The 17452-nt window shown below is 54.9% G+C and carries 19 protein-coding genes; 2 read left to right on the top strand and 17 right to left on the bottom strand.

What is annotated here, in order from left to right; genetic code table 11:
• Position 1 precedes the first annotated feature (1 nt).
• From sdhA to sdhC, 3 genes are read right to left on the bottom strand one after another with little or no spacing between them, the layout of a single operon-like run.
• Positions 2-1768 (bottom strand): succinate dehydrogenase flavoprotein subunit, encoded by a 1767-nt coding sequence (gene sdhA, locus KUE00_RS18825; protein ID WP_246761521.1) that lies wholly within the window; start codon positions 1766-1768, stop codon positions 2-4.
• Between the two features lie 3 nt (positions 1769-1771).
• Complete coding sequence (gene sdhD / locus KUE00_RS18820) at positions 1772-2119, bottom strand: succinate dehydrogenase membrane anchor subunit (protein ID WP_246761520.1); 348 nt, start codon at positions 2117-2119, stop codon at positions 1772-1774.
• A complete protein-coding gene (sdhC, locus tag KUE00_RS18815; RefSeq protein WP_246761519.1) occupies positions 2113-2502 on the bottom strand; it encodes a succinate dehydrogenase cytochrome b556 subunit in 390 nt (129 codons plus the stop codon). Before sdhC ends, sdhD begins: the two co-directional genes overlap by 7 nt.
• 612 nt (positions 2503-3114) lie before the next feature.
• Here sdhC and KUE00_RS18810 point away from each other — a divergent pair.
• Positions 3115-4395: a citrate synthase gene (locus KUE00_RS18810; protein WP_246761518.1), complete on the top strand. Its 1281-nt coding sequence runs from the start codon at positions 3115-3117 to the stop codon at positions 4393-4395.
• A 96-nt stretch (positions 4396-4491) separates the two neighbouring features.
• Here the strand turns inward: KUE00_RS18810 and KUE00_RS18805 are convergent, their stop codons facing one another.
• From KUE00_RS18805 to pxpB, 8 genes are all read right to left on the bottom strand, one after another.
• Positions 4492-4668 carry a hypothetical protein gene (locus tag KUE00_RS18805; RefSeq protein ID WP_246761517.1) on the bottom strand — a complete coding sequence of 59 codons (177 nt, stop codon included), beginning with the start codon at positions 4666-4668 and terminating at the stop codon, positions 4492-4494.
• 225 nt (positions 4669-4893) lie between these two features.
• The gene (gene nei, locus KUE00_RS18800) at positions 4894-5685 is read right to left on the bottom strand and encodes an endonuclease VIII (RefSeq protein ID WP_246761516.1); all 792 of its coding nucleotides are present in this window, start codon (positions 5683-5685) and stop codon (positions 4894-4896) included.
• Between the two features lie 20 nt (positions 5686-5705).
• Positions 5706-6347 carry a pyroglutamyl-peptidase I gene (gene pcp / locus KUE00_RS18795; RefSeq protein ID WP_246761515.1) on the bottom strand — a complete coding sequence of 214 codons (642 nt, stop codon included), beginning with the start codon at positions 6345-6347 and terminating at the stop codon, positions 5706-5708.
• Positions 6348-6355: 8 nt separating this feature from the next.
• A complete protein-coding gene (locus KUE00_RS18790) occupies positions 6356-7345 on the bottom strand; it encodes a DUF979 domain-containing protein (protein WP_246761514.1) in 990 nt (329 codons plus the stop codon).
• Positions 7345-8073 (bottom strand): DUF969 domain-containing protein, encoded by a 729-nt coding sequence (locus KUE00_RS18785; protein ID WP_246761513.1) that lies wholly within the window; start codon positions 8071-8073, stop codon positions 7345-7347. The genes KUE00_RS18790 and KUE00_RS18785 overlap by 1 nt, the downstream gene beginning before the upstream one ends.
• 136 nt (positions 8074-8209) lie before the next feature.
• Positions 8210-8947, bottom strand: a complete 738-nt coding sequence (pxpA, locus tag KUE00_RS18780; RefSeq protein WP_246761512.1) for a 5-oxoprolinase subunit PxpA — start codon at positions 8945-8947, stop codon at positions 8210-8212.
• The gene (pxpC, locus tag KUE00_RS18775) at positions 8937-9869 is read right to left on the bottom strand and encodes a 5-oxoprolinase subunit PxpC (RefSeq protein ID WP_246761511.1); all 933 of its coding nucleotides are present in this window, start codon (positions 9867-9869) and stop codon (positions 8937-8939) included. Before pxpC ends, pxpA begins: the two co-directional genes overlap by 11 nt.
• Positions 9863-10519 carry a 5-oxoprolinase subunit PxpB gene (pxpB, locus tag KUE00_RS18770; RefSeq protein WP_246761510.1) on the bottom strand — a complete coding sequence of 219 codons (657 nt, stop codon included), beginning with the start codon at positions 10517-10519 and terminating at the stop codon, positions 9863-9865. Before pxpB ends, pxpC begins: the two co-directional genes overlap by 7 nt.
• Positions 10520-10701: 182 nt before the next feature.
• Here pxpB and KUE00_RS18765 point away from each other — a divergent pair, with 182 nt between their 5' ends.
• Positions 10702-10908, top strand: coding sequence for a hypothetical protein (locus KUE00_RS18765; RefSeq protein ID WP_246761509.1), 207 nt, complete (start codon positions 10702-10704; stop codon positions 10906-10908).
• Positions 10909-10951: 43 nt separating this feature from the next.
• Here KUE00_RS18765 and KUE00_RS18760 read toward each other — a convergent pair whose 3' ends face one another.
• The 6 genes from KUE00_RS18760 to seqA all read right to left on the bottom strand — a co-directional run bounded on the left by KUE00_RS18760 (position 10952) and on the right by seqA (position 17439).
• A complete protein-coding gene (locus tag KUE00_RS18760) occupies positions 10952-11695 on the bottom strand; it encodes a type 2 GTP cyclohydrolase I (RefSeq protein ID WP_246761508.1) in 744 nt (247 codons plus the stop codon).
• A gap of 62 nt (positions 11696-11757) precedes the next feature.
• Positions 11758-13176 carry a deoxyribodipyrimidine photo-lyase gene (gene phrB / locus KUE00_RS18755; protein ID WP_246761507.1) on the bottom strand — a complete coding sequence of 473 codons (1419 nt, stop codon included), beginning with the start codon at positions 13174-13176 and terminating at the stop codon, positions 11758-11760.
• A gap of 17 nt (positions 13177-13193) precedes the next feature.
• Entirely contained in the window at positions 13194-14150 is a 957-nt protein-coding gene (locus KUE00_RS18750; protein WP_246761506.1) for a YbgA family protein, read from the bottom strand.
• 355 nt (positions 14151-14505) lie between these two features.
• Complete coding sequence (locus KUE00_RS18745; protein WP_246761505.1) at positions 14506-14712, bottom strand: YbfA family protein; 207 nt, start codon at positions 14710-14712, stop codon at positions 14506-14508.
• A 515-nt stretch (positions 14713-15227) separates the two neighbouring features.
• Positions 15228-16868, bottom strand: coding sequence for a phosphoglucomutase (alpha-D-glucose-1,6-bisphosphate-dependent) (pgm, locus tag KUE00_RS18740; RefSeq protein WP_246761504.1), 1641 nt, complete (start codon positions 16866-16868; stop codon positions 15228-15230).
• A gap of 22 nt (positions 16869-16890) precedes the next feature.
• A complete protein-coding gene (seqA, locus tag KUE00_RS18735) occupies positions 16891-17439 on the bottom strand; it encodes a replication initiation negative regulator SeqA (protein ID WP_246761503.1) in 549 nt (182 codons plus the stop codon).
• Between the last annotated feature and the right edge of the window lie 13 nt (positions 17440-17452).

Here is a 17452-nt window from a genome sequence, read left to right as displayed (position 1 = left end):
ACTAGTAGGTACGCGCTTTTGGCGGGAAGGCCGCACGCAGCTTCGGTGCCATGTTAACTTCACGGCGGGCCATGCTTTCGCTCTGCGGCAGATAGACGCTGTGGCACAGCCAGTTTGCATCATCACGATCTGGATAGTCGAAGCGGCTATGCGCGCCACGGCTTTCGGTACGGTAGTTAGCAGCAACGGCGGTGGCGTAAGCGGTTTCCATCAGGTTATCCAGTTCCAGACACTCGATGCGCTGAGTGTTGAAATCTGGCGAACGGTCATCCAGACGCGCGTTTTGCAGACGCTTACGCAGCACTTTCAGCTCTTCTAAACCTTTTGCCATCGCTTCGCCTTCGCGGAATACCGAGAAGTTATTCTGCATACAGGTTTGCAGCGCTTTACGCAGCTCGGCCGGATCTTCACCAGACTGAGTATTGTTCCAGCGGTTCAGGCGCGCCAGTGAAGCGTCAATCTCGTCGTCCGTTGCGTCCAGCAGTTCGCCCTGCTCCTGAATGGACTGCTGTAAGTGCAGGCCAGCCGCGCGGCCAAACACCACCAGATCCAGCAGAGAGTTACCGCCCAGACGGTTAGAGCCGTGTACGGATACGCAGGCAATTTCGCCCACGGCGAACAGGCCCGGCACCACCACATCTTCGCCCTGCTCGTTCAGCGTCAGCGCCTGACCGGTTACTTTGGTCGGGATACCGCCCATCATGTAGTGACAGGTAGGGATAACAGGAATAGGTTCTTTGACCGGATCGACGTGGGCAAAGGTACGGGACAGCTCCAGAATGCCCGGCAGGCGCGCTTCCAGAACGTCTTTCCCCAGATGATCGAGCTTCAGCTTGATATGCGGGCCCCACGGGCCTTCACAGCCGCGGCCTTCACGGATCTCAATCATCATTGAACGGGCAACCACGTCACGCCCCGCCAGGTCTTTCGCGTTTGGCGCATAGCGTTCCATAAAGCGTTCGCCATGCTTGTTCAGCAGATAGCCGCCTTCGCCGCGACAACCTTCCGTCACCAGCACGCCCGCACCCGCGATACCGGTTGGGTGGAACTGCCACATCTCCATATCCTGCACCGGCACGCCAGCGCGCAGCGCCATGCCAACGCCGTCGCCGGTGTTGATATGCGCATTGGTAGTGGACTGATAAATTCGGCCCGCGCCGCCCGTAGCCAGCACGGTGGCTTTGGCTTTAAAGTAGACGACTTCGCCATCTTCAATATTCAGCGCGGTACAGCCGACCACCGCGCCATCGGCGTTTTTCACCAGATCCAGCGCGTACCATTCGGAAAAGATGGTGGTTTTGTTTTTCAGGTTCTGCTGATAAAGCGTATGCAGCAAGGCGTGACCGGTACGGTCAGCGGCTGCCGCAGTACGTGCAGCCTGCTCGCCGCCGAAATTTTTCGACTGGCCGCCGAACGGGCGCTGATAGATGCGACCGTCGTCCAGGCGGGAGAACGGCAGACCCATATGTTCCAGCTCCAGAATCGCTTCCGGGCCGGTTTTACACATATATTCAATGGCGTCCTGGTCACCGATATAGTCGGAGCCTTTCACCGTGTCATACATGTGCCATTCCCAGTTGTCGTCATGGGTGTTGCCCAGCGCGACGGTAATCCCGCCCTGCGCGGAAACAGTGTGGGAACGGGTCGGGAAAACTTTGGATAACAGGGCACAGGTCTGGCCCGATTGGGAAATCTGTAGCGCGGCACGCATGCCTGCACCACCAGCGCCGACAACAACGGCGTCAAATTCTCTGACTGGCAACTTCATTTTTTACACACCCCACACAACAACAGTTCCATAAATCGCATAGACAAACAGCGCTACCACAATCGCCATCTGCAACAGCAGACGCGTTGCCAGATGCTTGATGTAGTCTGTCAGCACCTGCCACATCCCTATCCAGCCATGCATCAGAATGGAGAACAGCGTCAGCAGCGTGAATACTTTGGTTACGGAGGAGGCAAAAAAAGCGCGCCAGATATCGTAGGTCAGCGTGTCCGTCATCACGAAGAAGCCGAGGATATAGACGATGTAGACCGTCATTACGATAGAAGTAGCGCGTACCAGCAGCCAGTCATGAACGCCATTGCGTCCCAGTGCAGAAGCGTTGCTTAACATACGAGGACTCCAGCCAGAATTGAAAGCACGACGGTGATACCAAAACAGATTTGCGCCGAACGCGTTCCCACTACCTGAGTTTCCGCCAGATAACCAAAATCCATCAGCATGTGACGAATGCCGCCGACGGTATGGTACGCCAGCGCGGTCAGAATGCCCCACATGATGAATTTAGCGAAGAAGCTCTGCATAACGGCGGATGCCTGCAGAAAGCCTTCCGGCGACGACAGCGACAGGCCCAGTAACCAGAGCAGTATGCCAACGGCAACGAACGTAATAACGCCGGATACGCGGTGGAGAATGGACGCGATTGCGGTAACGGGAAAACGGATCGTTGAGAGATCCAGATTGACAGGTCTTTGTTTTTTCACGGTTTTGCCCACAGAGCCTTTCTTATTTTGCTTCCTCCGGTCCTGAAGGTGACAGCTGAATACATAAGCATTGCAACTGTGAACCGGCACCAAAACAGCAACATCCAGTGTTAATTGTGGCGCTAAAACGCTGGGTGGCTCCTGGTGTCAGGGTATTCCGGAGACCTGGCCGCAGTATAAGTCGATCACAATCTCATTACAATTACCCTACAAACATCCAGGTGAAAATTAGGTGAAACAGTGATCTGACTCACGCTTTTTACATTTAATACAAATTTAATTATCTGATTTGACAAAACTTCAACATTTTTGTTACAAACTGGGCGCTAAAAGTTCTATGATGCACAAAAGTTATGGGGATACACTTTCCCCTAAGCACAAGTTATGTAACATTGGTGATATATACTTATTAAGTATCTGGTTTGTAAGCTACGACCATACCGAATCTTTAACAACTGCTAAACAAAACCTGTTTGTGCTCTTCCGGCCAGTACGCGCCGTCACTCTGTACCCTGCACATGATTAACTGCCACAGAGTTGATATTGCTTTTTAGCACGCGACGGTGGACATAACGGCGTTTCAGATGTCATAGATTCATCGACAAGGCGCTAAGGAGACTTAAAATGGCTGATAAAAAAGCAACGCTTAACCTGCCAGGCGAAGATGCTATTGAACTTAACGTGCTAAGCGGCACGCTGGGTCAGGAAGAGATCGACGTTCGCACTCTTGGCTCTAAAGGCTATTTCACTTTCGATCCGGGCTTTACCTCCACCGCTTCTTGTGAATCCAAAATTACCTATATCGACGGTGACGAAGGCATCCTGCTGCACCGTGGATTCCCTATCGATCAGCTGGCGCTGAATTCCAACTATCTGGAAGTGTGCTATATCCTGCTGAATGGCGAAGCGCCAACCAAAGAGCAGTTTGACGAATTCCGCACTATCGTTACCCGCCACACCATGATCCACGAGCAGATCCACCATCTGTTCCGCGGCTTCCGTCGCGATTCGCATCCTATGGCGGTCATGTGCGGCGTGACCGGCGCGCTGGCGGCGTTTTATCACGATGCGATGGACGTGAATATCGAACGTCACCGCGAAATTGCGGCTTTCCGTCTGCTGTCCAAAATGCCTACCGTCGCCGCGATGTGTTACAAATATTCGATCGGCCAGCCGTTCGTCTATCCACGCAACGACCTCTCCTATGCCGGTAACTTCCTGAACATGATGTTCTCCACGCCTTGTGAAGAGTATGTGGTTAACCCGGTGCTGGAACGCGCAATGGACCGTATCCTGATCCTGCACGCCGACCATGAGCAGAATGCTTCTACCTCTACCGTGCGTACCGCTGGCTCTTCCGGCGCAAACCCGTTTGCCTGTATCGCCGCAGGCATCGCTTCCCTGTGGGGACCGGCACACGGCGGCGCCAACGAAGCCTGCCTGCGTATGCTGGAAGAGATCAAAACGGTTGAGCACATTCCAGAATTTATCCGTCGCGCGAAAGACAAGAACGACTCCTTCCGTCTGATGGGCTTTGGTCACCGCGTGTATAAAAATTATGACCCGCGCGCCACGGTAATGCGTGAAACCTGCCATGAAGTGCTGGAAGAGCTGGGTATGAAGGACGACCTGCTGGAAGTGGCCATGGAGCTGGAGCATATCGCGCTGAACGATCCGTACTTTATTGAGCGTAAACTCTATCCCAACGTCGACTTCTATTCAGGTCTGATCCTGAAAGCGATGGGTATTCCTTCGTCTATGTTTACCGTTATCTTTGCGATGGCGCGTACCGTGGGCTGGATTGCACACTGGAAAGAGATGCACGATGACGGCATTAAAATTGCCCGTCCGCGTCAGCTTTATACCGGTTACGACCAGCGCGAGTTTAAATCCGCTACGAAGTAATCTCATGCTGTAAGAGCAGAAGCGCCGCACTGCGGCGCTTTTTTATTAATAACATTAAGCTTTTCAATAGCTGGGTATTATCATGAGGCAAAAAGATTAAGGACGAAGACCGCCGTCGTTACTATCAATACAGCCGACAGGGTCGGGCAAACAGACGCAGCTTATTCCGTCTGCCGTAGCGGGCGTACACTTAGAAGCAGCAATGGCCAGAGACGTATTCAGAACACCAGCCAGCGTAGTCATAATTAGAAAATATTTAATTTTGGAATTCATTATATTTACCTGTTAGAAATTATATATATGTGGGTAGTAGCCTGCTTAGCTTATGCCCTTCCTCCTTATTTTAAAATACCCGCTTGCTGTAAAAGCGATCCAACCGAAAATAAACTGCATGCCCTTATTAAAAGGGCAACATCAGAAAAAAAATAAAAAACACATCATTAATATTTTAAATAAACAGCCCATTTTTTATCAACAATATTCTCAAAATACGAGATCTTAATATTGACAACCTGGGCACCAGTAAAACGGCCGCGATGACAGCGACGTTTTTTCAATAATCCCACCGCAGCGCTCGCACTTTTTCCCCGCACGATGAAAAACCTTAAAGCTGAACAGCGCGCCGTGATGTTTGTTCTCTTTGGCTACGCCGCGCGTTTTATAAGACAGGCGCGGGATTGCCAGCAGCGCCTCCGCCAGCGTATCCAGCTGTTCTGCGTCCAGATCCTGTGCTTTACGCTGCGGCGCGAGACCGGCCTGCCAGAGAATTTCCACGCGTAAATAGTTGCCCAGCCCGGCCAGAAAAGCCTGATCCAGCAGCAGGCCGCTAAACTGGCGTCGCCGGAAGCGCGTTGAAAGCAGGCGTTCTTTCACCTCTGCCACCGTTAACGTCATATCCAGCACGTCCGGCCCAACGCGCAGCAGAAAAGGATGTGCTGCCAGCGTGTCTTCATTGAGTAGTTCGATATCGGAAGCGCTGTACAGCAGCAGCGTTTTGTCTTCCGCCGCCAGCTTAACGCGCAGCACGCGATTGCTTTGCGGCTCGGTGCCGCTCTTGACGACGCGCCAGACGCCGTACAGCTGGTTATGGCTATACAAAATCAATCCGTTAGAGAAGTGGGTCAGAATTGCCTTGCCACGCGTTTCTATGGCCTCAACGCGTTCGCCGGTCAGCGAAGATTCGTAGGTTTTTAACTGGGGGAAAGCAAACCAGACCTCGGTCAGCGTTTTGCCTTTAATCGCCTGTTCCAGTTTGTCCGCAGCGCGGCGGATTTCAGGGCCTTCCGGCATGGTGCCTCCTTGTTAGTCGATTAATGGGTAGCGCCTCCCGTCAGTTTTATATCTTGCTCAACGGTTAGCGTGATGGTAAGCGCCATCTCCAGCGCCAGCACCACCGTCTGTAACGGCATGCTGGCCGCGCCCGGATGCCTGACCGCCTGCTGCGGCAGATACGGAACGTGGATAAAGCCGCCGCGACCACCCTGCTTTACCTGCCGGTGCAGCAGCCCGTACAGCACGTGATTGCAAACAAAGGTGCCAGCCGTTTGCGAGACCGAGGCGGGAATATCGGCTTCGCGAATGCCTTCCACAATGGCCTTGATCGGCAGCGTGGTGAAATACGCGGCCGGGCCATCCTCTACAATGCGTTCGTCCACGGGCTGCTGGCCTGCATTATCGGCAATGCGCGCGTCGTCAATGTTGATGGCTACCCGCTCAACCGTGATATCAGGTCGGCCGTTGGCCTGCCCCACCACGATAACCAGCTCCGGCGCCAGCTCGTCCATGGCTTTATGCAGCTCCGTCAGCGATTCGCCAAACACGCAGGGAAGCTGCTTCGCCACTACCCGTGCGCCGCAGATTAAGCGCTCATGCAGCTGGCTAACGGCTTCCCAGGAAGCATTAACCGGTTCACCTTCAAACGGCTCAAACGCGGCGATCAGTACGTTTTTCATCAGTAACCTCAGCGGAACATCAGGAACCAGAGAAGGAAAATATTCACTATTAACAATAGCACGCCGGTTGGTACCTGAGCTTTGATCACCGCATTGCGGTCAGGAAGCTCCAGCAGCGCGGCGGGAACGATATTGAAATTGGCGGCCATTGGCGTCATCAGCGAGCCGCAGTAGCCGGAAAACATGCCGATGGCCGCCATTACCGCCGGATCGCCGTGATGCTGCACGACCAGAATGGGAATACCGATACCGGCGGTGACGATCGGGAAGGCCGCAAAAGCGTTACCCATTACCATCGTCAACAGCGCCATACCAATGGCATAAGTCGCCACTGCAACAAAACGATTATCAACGGCAAGCCAGGTTTCCGTCAGGTGAGATATAGCCGTACCCATGCCGGCGGCGGTAAACAGCAGGCCAAGCGTGGCAAGGATCTGCGGCAGAATAAACGCCCAGCCGATAGCATCCAGCAGGCGACGCGCCTCCTGAACTGACTGCGCGGGTGCCTCACGCGTCATTTTTAGCGCAATCAGCCAGCCTGCCAGACAGCCCACCATCATCGAAAACAGCGTGACCAGCGTGGCGTTATTGCCCGCGCCAAAGACCGCCGTACGTAAACCGGGCAGATTGTTAAACAGCAGTACGCCAATCACCGTAACCACGGGAATGGCCAGCGCGGGCAGAAACAGGCGGTTACCGAGACGCTTAGCGCTCGCTTCTCTTTCCTGCGGCGTACGCTGATGATAAGAACCCAGCTTCACGCCGCCCAGACCGGCAATCAGCGCCATAACCACCACCACCAGACCAATGGCGATATGCAGCGTTCGCGCACCAAGCCATGCTGCGGCCCCATCGCCGATAAAAAAGACCAAGCCATACAGCGCCCAGAACAAGCCGGTAGTTAAACGGCGTGGATTTTTCTCGTCCCGCCATGACATCACGGCCACGACCAGCAGAATCAATCCCGCCAGCCAGTAAAGATAATGCAGCTGAAACATCAGCGCCCTCCTTTGCTTTGCAACGCCTGCGCGTTCAGAGCCGACAGTTCGGCAGCCAGCTTTTTATCCAGACGACGCAGGCGGAAAGCGTGGATCAGGAAAGCGCAAATGGCCGTTGGAATGCCCCAGACAGCAATCTTTAGCGGATCGGTTTCAATACCGGCCGACTCCTGCATAAAGTTATGCATAAAGATAATGGCACCGAAGGCGACGAAAATATCTTCGCCAAAAAACAGCCCGACGTTATCGGTTGCCGCCGCCATTGCGCGCAGACGATGGCGAACGTCAGGCGGCAGTTCGCCGTAGCGATTCTCCGTCGCGCCTTCTGCCATCGGGGCCAGCAGCGGCCGCACCATCTGCGGATGGCCGCCAAGGCTGGTCAGCCCCATTGCCGCGGTGAGTTCGCGCACCAGCAAATAAACCATCAGCAGTCTTCCCGCCGTGGCGCTTTTGATTTGGGCAATCCAGGCCTGCGCCCGCTCTTTTAACCCGTGACGCTCCAGCAGGCCAATAACCACCAGCGGCAGCAGCAGAATTAACGGCAGGTTGCGGGTATTTAAAAATCCGCTGCCCAGCTTTTCCAGAATATCGGCGACCGGCATCTTCGCCGCCAGACCGGTGATCAGTCCGGCTACCAATACCACCAGCACGGGGTTAAAACGTAACAGAAAACCCAGCACGATGGCGGCAATACCCACCAGCGGCCAGAGATTGACGGCGTTCTCCATTTATCCTCCTGATAATAAATGAGTCTTTGTAACCTGCAGCGCAGTAAGGGAGAGAAAATAAAATGGCCGTCGCGAAAACGGCCAGTGAAAAAGAATGCAAAGGCAATGCCAGATAGCGATTTGAGAGAGGGCCGGGTTAACGGCCGCTGACGGTGATAGCGTGACGAGCGAAAGCGGCGCGCAGCTGACGCGCAAAGACGAGCGCGTGCGCACCGTCGCCGTGCAGGCACACGGTCTCGGCTTTTACATCTACCCACTCACCGGTGATAGCGCGAACCTTGCCCAGCTGCACCATGTCCAGCGTCTGGCTAATCGCCTGCTCGTCGCTTTCTATCAGCGCGCCCGGTTGCGAGCGCGGCACCAGCGAACCGTCGGCCTGATAGCCGCGATCGGCAAAAACTTCTTCCCTGGTCATCAGCCCTGCTTTTCTGGCGGCCTTAATAGATTCGCTTCCTGCCAGGCCAACCAACACCAGTTGCGGATCCGCTGCTTTTACCGCGCGAGCAATCGCCTCTGCCAGCGCCGGCTCTTGTGCGGCCTGGTTATAAAGCATGCCGTGTGGCTTGACGTGGGTTACGCTGCCGCCTTCGCTTTGCGCAATAGCCTGAAGCGCGCCAATCTGCTCCAGCGTTTGCGCATAAACCGTCTCTGGCGGAAGGGTAAAGCGCGTACGGCCAAAGTTTTCCCGATCCGGAAATGACGGATGCGCGCCAATCTGAACGTTATATTCCAGCGCCCAGCGCACGGACTGTCGCATGGTGTCCGCATCTCCGGCATGAAAACCGCAGGCGATATTGGCCGATGAGACCAGCTGTAGCAGTTCGCGATCGTGGTCACAGCCCTCGCCCAGGTCGGCGTTTAAATCAATCTTCATTGGCTAATCCCCAGGCCATTTGCTCCAGCGAGCGCTGGCGTTCGCGCTTCGCCTGTAATGCCTCTTCTAACGTGCAGTGAATAAAATGGATGGGCTCGCCCAGGCGGATTTGCGCCAGATGATAAAGATCCGCCTCAATAACGCAGGCAATACGCGGATAGCCGCCGGTGGTTTGCGCATCCGCCATCAGGACAATCGGCTGGCCGTTTGGCGGCACCTGAATGACGCCGGGCAGCAGGCCGTGCGATAGCATTTCGCGCTCTGCCTGACGAGCCAGCACGCGGCCCTCCAGGCGATAGCCCATGCGGTTACTCTGCGGGCTGAGCCGCCAGCTGGTGCGCCAGAACAGGTCCCGGCTCTCACGGCTGAACTCATGGTATTCAGGCCCGATCATTGCCCGAACGCGGTTATCAAACAGCAGTTGGCGAACGCCCGCCGGTTTGCGGAAAACGCGGCCAGGCTCGCCCAGCGGCAGGCTGTCGCCATCTTCAATCTGGCGTCCGGCAAAACCGCCAAAGCCGGTTTTGATATCCGTACTGCACGATCCTAAAACCGGCACGGCGGCAAAGCTGCCGTCCAGCGCTAAATAGCTGCGCATTCCCCGCAACGGCATTTTGAGGGTCAGCCGCGAGCCTTTACGTACGGCGGTGCGCCAGCCGGTCCAGACAGGCTTGCCGTCCAGCTCTGCGCGGCAGCCTGCACCGGTCAACGCTATCCAGCCGTCACGGGTAAATTCCGCACAGAACTGCCCCAGCGTGATTTCCAGCACCGGGCTGTTTTTATCATTGCCGACCAGCAGGTTAGCCGTTGCCATCGCCGGGTAATCCAGCACGCCGCCGCTGCCGATACCGTACTGACGCCAGCCGGTGCGGCCCGCATCCTGTAGCGTGGTACTCATCCCGGCGCGAATGATTTTCAGCATACGCCCTCCTTTTGCGGCACAAAGCGGACGTTATCACCCGGCCGCAGAAAGGTTGGCGGTTGTTGTTCGGGCGTAAACAGTGCAACGGAAGTCTGGCCGATAAGCTGCCAGCCGCCGGGCGCGGCAAGCGGATAAACGCCCGTCTGGCTACCGCCGATGCCAACCGAACCGGCAGGCACCTGAATGCGGGGTTCGGCGCGGCGCGGCGTGTAAAGCCGCTCGTCCAGTCCGGCCAGATAGGGAAAGCCTGGCTGGAAACCAATGAAGAAAACCACATAGCGGCCTGCCGCATGCGCCTCCACTACCTGCTTTGCCGTCAGCTTGCTGTGGCGCGCCACAACCTCCAGATCTGGCCCTGCCGCGCCGCCGTAAATTACCGGAATAGTAATTTCACGCGTTTCCAGCACCAGCGCTTCGCTTTTTTCCCACCAGCTTTGCAGCCATTCGATGGCGTCCAGCGCATGCTGCTCCGGGTTGCTCAGGATCACCGTAATGTTGTTCATGCCGGGAATGACCTCCGTCACCTCTGCACGATCGGCCAGCCGCTGCGACAGGCCCCAAATACGCTGCTGGCTCTCAAGAGTGACGGGGGGTTCCAGCTCAAGCACTACCGCGCGTTCGCCTAAAAGGTAACAACGTGCTCGTTGCAAAACGCTCCTCCGGGCCCGTTGGCAAGGCCACTGTTTTCCAGAAAGAAGAAACAGTTATGCGGAAATGTTATAGCGGTGTCAATGCTGACGTAACAGAAGGTTGCGCCAGGTTAAACGACGAAAAAGCGCGGCAGGCGCTGCACAGCAGCTACGCTTAATACTTCTGTCTTACGGAGGTATTGATGGCTACGACATATAAAATTACTTACGAACACGAAGTGGAAGGTCAAACCCGATCTGACGAAGTCCTGCTGGAAAGCGACGGCGAACCTACTCAGGAAGAGGTGCACGAGGCGATATTGCAGGACACGGCACGACAGCATGCCCCCGGAGCGGGTGTGGATGGCGTAGCAGGATTTTCTGTGATTTCCGTTGCGCCCAGTCCCTGACGCAGGCATCTCTTTGGGCGGCGCAGTAACCGCCCGTTAGTCTTCAGGCTGGATTATCGATATCGATAAAGGTGACGTCCAGGCCGTGATGTTGCGCCAGCCACTCGCCTAAGGCTTTAATGCCGCCGCGTTCGGTAGCGTGATGGCCTGCGCCAAAAAAGTGTATGCCCTGCTCGCGCGCGCTGTGGATGGTCTGCTCGGAAACTTCCCCGGAGATAAAAGCATCTACGCCAGCTGCCGCTGCCGCGTCGATAAAGCCCTGCCCGCCGCCGGAACACCAGGCCACGCGACGAATCTGCGCGGGCGCGTTGTCGCCACAGTGCAGCGGTTCGCGTTGCAGAACGGTAGCGATACGTTCTTTTAGCTGTTCACCCGTTAAAGGCTCGGCCAACTCGCCCCAGGGAACCAGCGGCATCACTTCGCCTTTCACCTCAATACCAAACATTTTTGCCAGCTGGGCGTTATTGCCCAGTTCGGGATGCGCGTCCAGCGGCAGATGCCAGCCATACAGGTTGATATCGTTCGCCAGCAGCGTTTTTAGCCGGTTGCGCTTCATCCCTTTAATCACCTGGGCTTCGCTTTTCCAGAAGTAGCCGTGGTGCACCAGTACCGCATCCGCCTGCAGGCGTACCGCTTCATCCAGCAACGCCTGGCAGGCCGTCACGCCGGTAACGATTTTTTGAATCTCCGCCCGGCCTTCAACCTGAAGACCGTTCGGGGCATAGTCGCTGAAGCCTGCGCTGTTAAGCTGCTGATTAACGATTTTTTCGAGTTCACTGTTTTGCATAGCGCATCCTGATCTTTTCACGTTCTGAATGCGGCAACTTTAGCAGACGGTGCCGGGCACGGCTATTTCCTTGCCGCCTCGTAAGCAGCCAGCGCGCGCTTGCGGGCCTCTTTATGGTCGACAATCTGTGGCGGGTAGTCGAGCCGCACGCCGTTTTTCTTCGCCCACTCCTGCGGCTGATGGATATGCTGAACGGGAACATCTTTCAGTTCCGGCAGCCAGCGATAAATAAATTCGCCCTGCTTATCGAAACGCTCGCCCTGGGTGGTCGGATTAAAGATGCGGAAGTAAGGCGCGGCATCGTTCCCGCTGGAAGCGGCCCACTGCCAGCCACCGTTATTGGCCGCCAGATCGCCATCGATCAGCTGCGACATAAAGTAGCGTTCGCCGATCCGCCAGTCGATCAGCAGATCCTTAATCAAAAAACTGGCGGTAATCATACGTAGGCGGTTATGCATCCAGCCCAGCGTATTAAGCTGGCGCATGGCGGCATCGACGATGGGATAACCGGTTTTTCCCTGCTGCCAGGCCGTCAGCTGCTCTTCGTTACTTTGCCACCGCACGTTTTTGGTCCAGCCGATAAAAGGCTGATGCTTACAAAGCGCAGGCCAGGCAACCAGCAGATGGCGATAGAATTCGCGCCAGATAAGTTCGTTAAGCCAGGTAAAGGTTTTTTCGTTTTCCAGCGCATCGGGATGTTCGCGCAGCAGCCGATGAAGGCACTGGCGGGGAGAAAGCACGCCGGTAACCAGGTAAACCGAAAGACGGCTGGTGCCGTCGGTGGCTGGCGTATCGCGCTTTGCCGCATAATCTACCACCGGCTGTTGGCAGAATTCGCGCAGGCGCTGAATGGCCGTTTTTTCACCTGCGGGAAAAAGCTCTTCGTCGAATTCCTCTTGCGGATAGTCAAAAGGCTTTAGCGCAGGCTTCTCCTGTAAGGGAGCCCGATTGCGGGGTTTCGGTGCGGGTGCGCATTCCGGCATGCCTTCACGTAGCCTCCGCACAAAAGCTTTACTGAAGGGCGTAAAGACCTTGAACATTTCGCGGTTGCCCGTCAGTACGCTACCGGGCGGCAACAGTCCGTCGTCAAACCCTTGCGAGACAACATCCAGGTCGTAAAGCTCGCGCTCCGCTTTGGCATCGCGCTGCCTTTCGTTAACTTCGTGTTGATAGTTGTAAAACAGCCTGTCGACCTTGTGCTGCTGGCAAAAATCTTTCAGCGCTTCGACGGCGGCAGAAAAGTCATCACATTGCAGATAGTGTAGCGGAATGCCTTTATCCGCCAGCGACTGCTGTACATCCTGAACGCTTTGATAAATAAACGCGGCCTGCTTTGCCGACATGTCATGCGCGCGCCACTGCTCTGGCGTGGCGATATAAAGCGCCAGCACGGTAGCATTTTCGTCACGACAGGCTGCATGAAGCGCGTAGTTATCGTGGATGCGCAGATCGTTGCGCATCCAGACAAGGTGGGTAGCCATAAAGCTCCGTGTAAAAATTAATGGCCGTAACGCAGGCGGAGTGCTTCCGGATAGGGTTCAAAATAGCGCTGCTGCGCCAGGTAAGGATCGGGGTATTCCGACATGTAGTGCTTTAACAATGTCATCGGAGCCAGCAACGGCTGTAACCCCTGCCGGTAGTGATCGATCAGCGAGCTCAGTTCCTGGCGCTGTTTCGCATTTAGCTGCGGCCGGAAGTAGCCCTGAACGTGCATCATCACGTTGGTATGGTTGCCGCGCGTCGCCTTGTGTTTCAACAGGTCCATCAGGCGCTGACGATACTCAAAGGCAAACGCTTCCAGTGAAGACCAGCTTTCCACAGCGGCGACAAAGCGCCCCATTTCACGATATTCCGGCTGCGAGTGGGCTAACAATGAAAGCTTATAGCGGCTGTGAAAGGCAATCAGCTTGCCGCGAGTCAGGCCGCTGCGCCACATCTGATTAAATTCATGCAGCGTGTAGATACGTTCAACAAAGTTTTCGCGCAGCACAGGATCGTGCAGCCTGCCGTCTTCTTCCACCGGCAACCACGGCATTTGCTTCATCAGTTCGCGCGTAAAGATACCGATGCCTTCTTTACGGTTGTTGTTATTTTCCGGCTGATATACGCGCACCCGCTCCATACCGCAGCTGGGCGATTTGGCGCAGACGATATAGCCGCAAAGGTGATGCAGGTTAGCGATCTTCTTCTCGGAAAAGCTCTGCATCTCATTGGTCAGCGGCTCGCCCTTGCCATTGCTAAAGCAAAGTTCAACGGCACCGTCAGATTGCTCGGTGAGACGCAGCGCCGGGCGCGGCGTTGGCAGACCAATGGCCATTTCCGGACAAACGGGTTCATAGCGCATAAAAGGAGCCAGATCTTCAGCGGCAAAAGCGCAGCGCTTGTGGCCGCCATCAAAACGGACGCTGTCGCCAAGCAGGCAGGCGCTGATGCCTACCGGAATTTTATCACTCATCTCTTTCTCCCCTTCGCTACGGACACCCTTAAGTGTAGCCGTTAAAACTATACAAAACAAAATATCTTGTACAGGTTTAAAGTACAGGCTGTGGACGCTGTTGCTGAAGGGAAAAGCCCTGGCCAGAGCAGGAGATTAAACGGCCCGTTTTGGCGCATGGGCGCGCCAAACCAACCCCCAGGGAGGGAGTTACGGCGTGTCCTTGTCCGCTCTGGCTCTGGCTCTGGCTCTGGCTCTGGCTCTGCTGATTATTTACCGGTTTGAAAGCGACCTGATAATTGAAAATGAAAGTTTATCAGCAGCCTGAAGTAGCTTAAAAAAGGCCATGCGCTATAAAGCGGACAGGAGGCGAAACTTAATAAAGCTCCGTTGCGGCCATTTCTGATTGCGCCAGCCAGACCGGCTGCGTACTGTTTTTGCACCAGCAGCGATGCAGATAGCTGTAGAACCGGCTTCTGTCGCGATAAAACAGCATGACGGGCAGCGCGAGGATAGCAACAAGCATCGTTGCGGTACGGCGCAGGATAAGATGAGGCAATGAGTAACGCTGGTAAAGGTTCATAAACCCTCCTGAATAATCAAAACAGACTGGTTAAAATAATACCAATTTGCCTGATTATTTACCACTGATCAGACCTGTTAAGGTTGATTATTTTATTCGCCCTAAAAAGTTAAATAACAGTTAATTCAAGGAAGTTTTTTAACCCTAATTTAACATTACTGAATGGTAACGGCAGTTGTGATGAAAGTTTGCTTTCGCCAATATCCAGGCTACACCTTAATTTTCGCAACGACTATAAGTCGACCAGATTATTTACATTAAATCACGTTAGTAACATAACTTCGCAGGATAATAGCCTCGTGATCTTACTGAACACTAATAGAATTTAACGGCTATTTTTAGCGCGCCATTTATACACGGTTAAAATAACGTTATTTTACGGCATCGTTTAATGAGAGAAACAGCCGGCTTTGCAAAACGTTTTAAGGGACGTCAGGAAATTATTATATCGCAAGATAGTCAATAATAAAAAAAGGCGCTGACCAGTCAGCGCCTTAATATGTCGACTCTCGCGATTAAGCGTTTTTCAGCACTTCGCTAACAATTTCTACCGCTTCTTTTTCAATCTTCTCGCGGTGCTCGGCACCCAGGAAGCTTTCGCAATAGATTTTGTAGGCGTCTTCCGTACCGGAAGGACGTGCAGCAAACCAGCCGTTTTCCGTCATCACTTTCAGGCCGCCGATAGAGGCACCATTGCCTGGCGCAGCGGTCAGACGTGCAGTGATAGGATCGCCTGCCAGGGTGTCGGCGCTTACCATTTCTGGCGACAGCTTCGACAGCGCGGCTTTCTGCGCGGAGGTTGCGGAAGCCTGCAGACGGTTATAGCTAGGCGCACCAAAGCGCTCGGCCAGCTCGTCATAGTGCTGCTGCGGATTTTTACCGGTTACGGCAGTGATTTCCGCAGCCAGCAGGCACATGATGATGCCGTCTTTATCGGTAGACCATGGCGTGCCGTCAAAACGCAGGAAGGATGCGCCCGCGCTCTCTTCGCCGCCAAAGCCAAAGCTGCCGTCGAACAGGCCGTCAACAAACCATTTAAAGCCAACCGGCACTTCAACCAGCTTGCGGCCGATATCGTTAACTACGCGGTCGATCATCGCGCTGGAAACCAGCGTTTTGCCGACGGCGACTTCTTTGCCCCACTGTGGACGATGCTGGAACAGGTAGTTGATAGCAACGGCCAGGTAGTGGTTTGGATTCATCAGGCCAGCCGGCGTGACGATACCGTGGCGGTCATAATCCGGATCGTTGGCAAACGCCAGATCGAACTTGTCGCGCAGCGCCAGCAGGCCCGCCATCGCGCTTTCAGAAGAGCAATCCATGCGGATCACGCCATCTTTATCCAGGTGCATAAAGCGGAAAGTCTGATCGACGGAATCGTTAACGATAGTCAGATCCAGCTTGTAGAATTCCGCAATGCGCTGCCAGTAGGCGATGCCGGAGCCGCCGAGCGGATCGACGCCGATTTTCAGGCCCGCTTTCTGAATAGCAGGAATATCGATGATCTCTGCCAGGCCTTCGATATAAGGCTGGATCAGATCTTTTTCCTGTAAACGGCCGCTTGCCCAGGCTTTATCCAGCGCGATGCGCTTAACGTCTTTCAGGCCGTCTTTGATCAGCTGGTTAGCGCGATCTTCAACTACTTTGGTCACGTTGGTATCGGCCGGGCCGCCGTTTGGCGGGTTATATTTAATGCCGCCATCTTCCGGTGGGTTATGCGAAGGCGTGATAACGATGCCGTCAGCCTGTGCGCCGCCCGCTTTGTTGTGCTCCAGAATGGCGTTAGAGATAGCGGGCGTCGGCGTATAGCCGTTGTCCTGCTGCACAATAACGTCCACGCCGTTCGCCGCCAGTACTTCCAGTACGGAAATAATGGCCGGTTCAGACAGCGCGTGCGTGTCTTTGCCGACGTAGCAAGGTCCAGTAACGCCGTTCTTTTTACGCTCTTCCGCAATTGCCTGAGCAATGGCCAGAATATGCGTCTCGTTGAAGCTGTGTCGTCCTGCGCTGCCGCGATGGCCGGACGTGCCGAATTTTACCGCATGCTCTGCGTTGCCGGGTTCCGGCTGCAGGACATAATACTGCGAGGTTAATTGTGCAACGTTAATCAAATCGCTCTGCTGGGCTGGCTGCCCGGCACGGGGGTGACTGGCCATTGGCGCTTCTCCCTGACGCTTATTAGAGGGTGCCGCAAACTTTGTCTGCCAGTTCCGCCGGGAACTGCATGGACGACATGATGTGTTCAATCATGCTGCGTTTGCGACCTGTGTTAGTGTTGGTAATCACCCAATACGGCGTGCCCGGAATATGCTGCGGCTTGGTATGGGTGCCATTCTGTACCAGGGTTTGCTGATTGCCTGCAAAGTAGACGCGCGTACGACCGTGTAGTGACTCGGTCGCGGCGGCAAATGCCTTGGGATCCAGATTGTATAAAGTCGACAGGATCAGCATAAAACGGTTTACCGCTTTCTTCTGCTCCGCATACTCGTCCGACAGCAGCAGTTCACGCACGGCGCGAACGCGATCCTGCGGGCGGGCTTCCTCTTTAACAGCCGTTTCAACGCTTACCGCGGCAGGCGCTGCTGCGGGTGCCGGCGCCTTTTCCACCGTCTGACCGGCAGAAAATTTCAGCATCCGGCGTAAAATATCAGAGGCGCTTTCACCGATATGCTGCGTGTGGCTGGCGATATAACGGTAGAGTTCTTCGTCGACTTCAATAGTTTTCATCTTGATCCAGTAC

It is taken from the genome of Erwinia phyllosphaerae (genome assembly GCF_019132875.1).
Taxonomy (GTDB): Bacteria; Pseudomonadota; Gammaproteobacteria; order Enterobacterales; family Enterobacteriaceae; genus Erwinia; species Erwinia phyllosphaerae.
This window is presented reverse-complemented; position numbering and strand designations above follow the sequence as displayed.

Excerpts from the sequence above, each read along its gene's own strand:
- sdhA (WP_246761521.1), bottom strand. The coding sequence starts at position 1,768 with ATGAAGTTGCCAGTCAGAGAATTTGACGCCGTTGTTGTCGGCGCTGGT.
- sdhD (WP_246761520.1), bottom strand. The coding sequence starts at position 2,119 with ATGTTAAGCAACGCTTCTGCACTGGGACGCAATGGCGTTCATGACTGG.
- KUE00_RS18810 (WP_246761518.1), top strand. The coding sequence starts at position 3,115 with ATGGCTGATAAAAAAGCAACGCTTAACCTGCCAGGCGAAGATGCTATT.
- KUE00_RS18805 (WP_246761517.1), bottom strand. The coding sequence starts at position 4,668 with ATGAATTCCAAAATTAAATATTTTCTAATTATGACTACGCTGGCTGGT.
- nei (WP_246761516.1), bottom strand. The coding sequence starts at position 5,685 with ATGCCGGAAGGCCCTGAAATCCGCCGCGCTGCGGACAAACTGGAACAG.
- pcp (WP_246761515.1), bottom strand. The coding sequence starts at position 6,347 with ATGAAAAACGTACTGATCGCCGCGTTTGAGCCGTTTGAAGGTGAACCG.
- KUE00_RS18790 (WP_246761514.1), bottom strand. The coding sequence starts at position 7,345 with ATGTTTCAGCTGCATTATCTTTACTGGCTGGCGGGATTGATTCTGCTG.
- KUE00_RS18785 (WP_246761513.1), bottom strand. The coding sequence starts at position 8,073 with ATGGAGAACGCCGTCAATCTCTGGCCGCTGGTGGGTATTGCCGCCATC.
- pxpA (WP_246761512.1), bottom strand. The coding sequence starts at position 8,947 with ATGAAGATTGATTTAAACGCCGACCTGGGCGAGGGCTGTGACCACGAT.
- pxpC (WP_246761511.1), bottom strand. The coding sequence starts at position 9,869 with ATGCTGAAAATCATTCGCGCCGGGATGAGTACCACGCTACAGGATGCG.
- KUE00_RS18765 (WP_246761509.1), top strand. The coding sequence starts at position 10,702 with ATGGCTACGACATATAAAATTACTTACGAACACGAAGTGGAAGGTCAA.
- KUE00_RS18760 (WP_246761508.1), bottom strand. The coding sequence starts at position 11,695 with ATGCAAAACAGTGAACTCGAAAAAATCGTTAATCAGCAGCTTAACAGC.
- phrB (WP_246761507.1), bottom strand. The coding sequence starts at position 13,176 with ATGGCTACCCACCTTGTCTGGATGCGCAACGATCTGCGCATCCACGAT.
- KUE00_RS18750 (WP_246761506.1), bottom strand. The coding sequence starts at position 14,150 with ATGAGTGATAAAATTCCGGTAGGCATCAGCGCCTGCCTGCTTGGCGAC.
- KUE00_RS18745 (WP_246761505.1), bottom strand. The coding sequence starts at position 14,712 with ATGAACCTTTACCAGCGTTACTCATTGCCTCATCTTATCCTGCGCCGT.
- pgm (WP_246761504.1), bottom strand. The coding sequence starts at position 16,868 with ATGGCCAGTCACCCCCGTGCCGGGCAGCCAGCCCAGCAGAGCGATTTG.
- seqA (WP_246761503.1), bottom strand. The coding sequence starts at position 17,439 with ATGAAAACTATTGAAGTCGACGAAGAACTCTACCGTTATATCGCCAGC.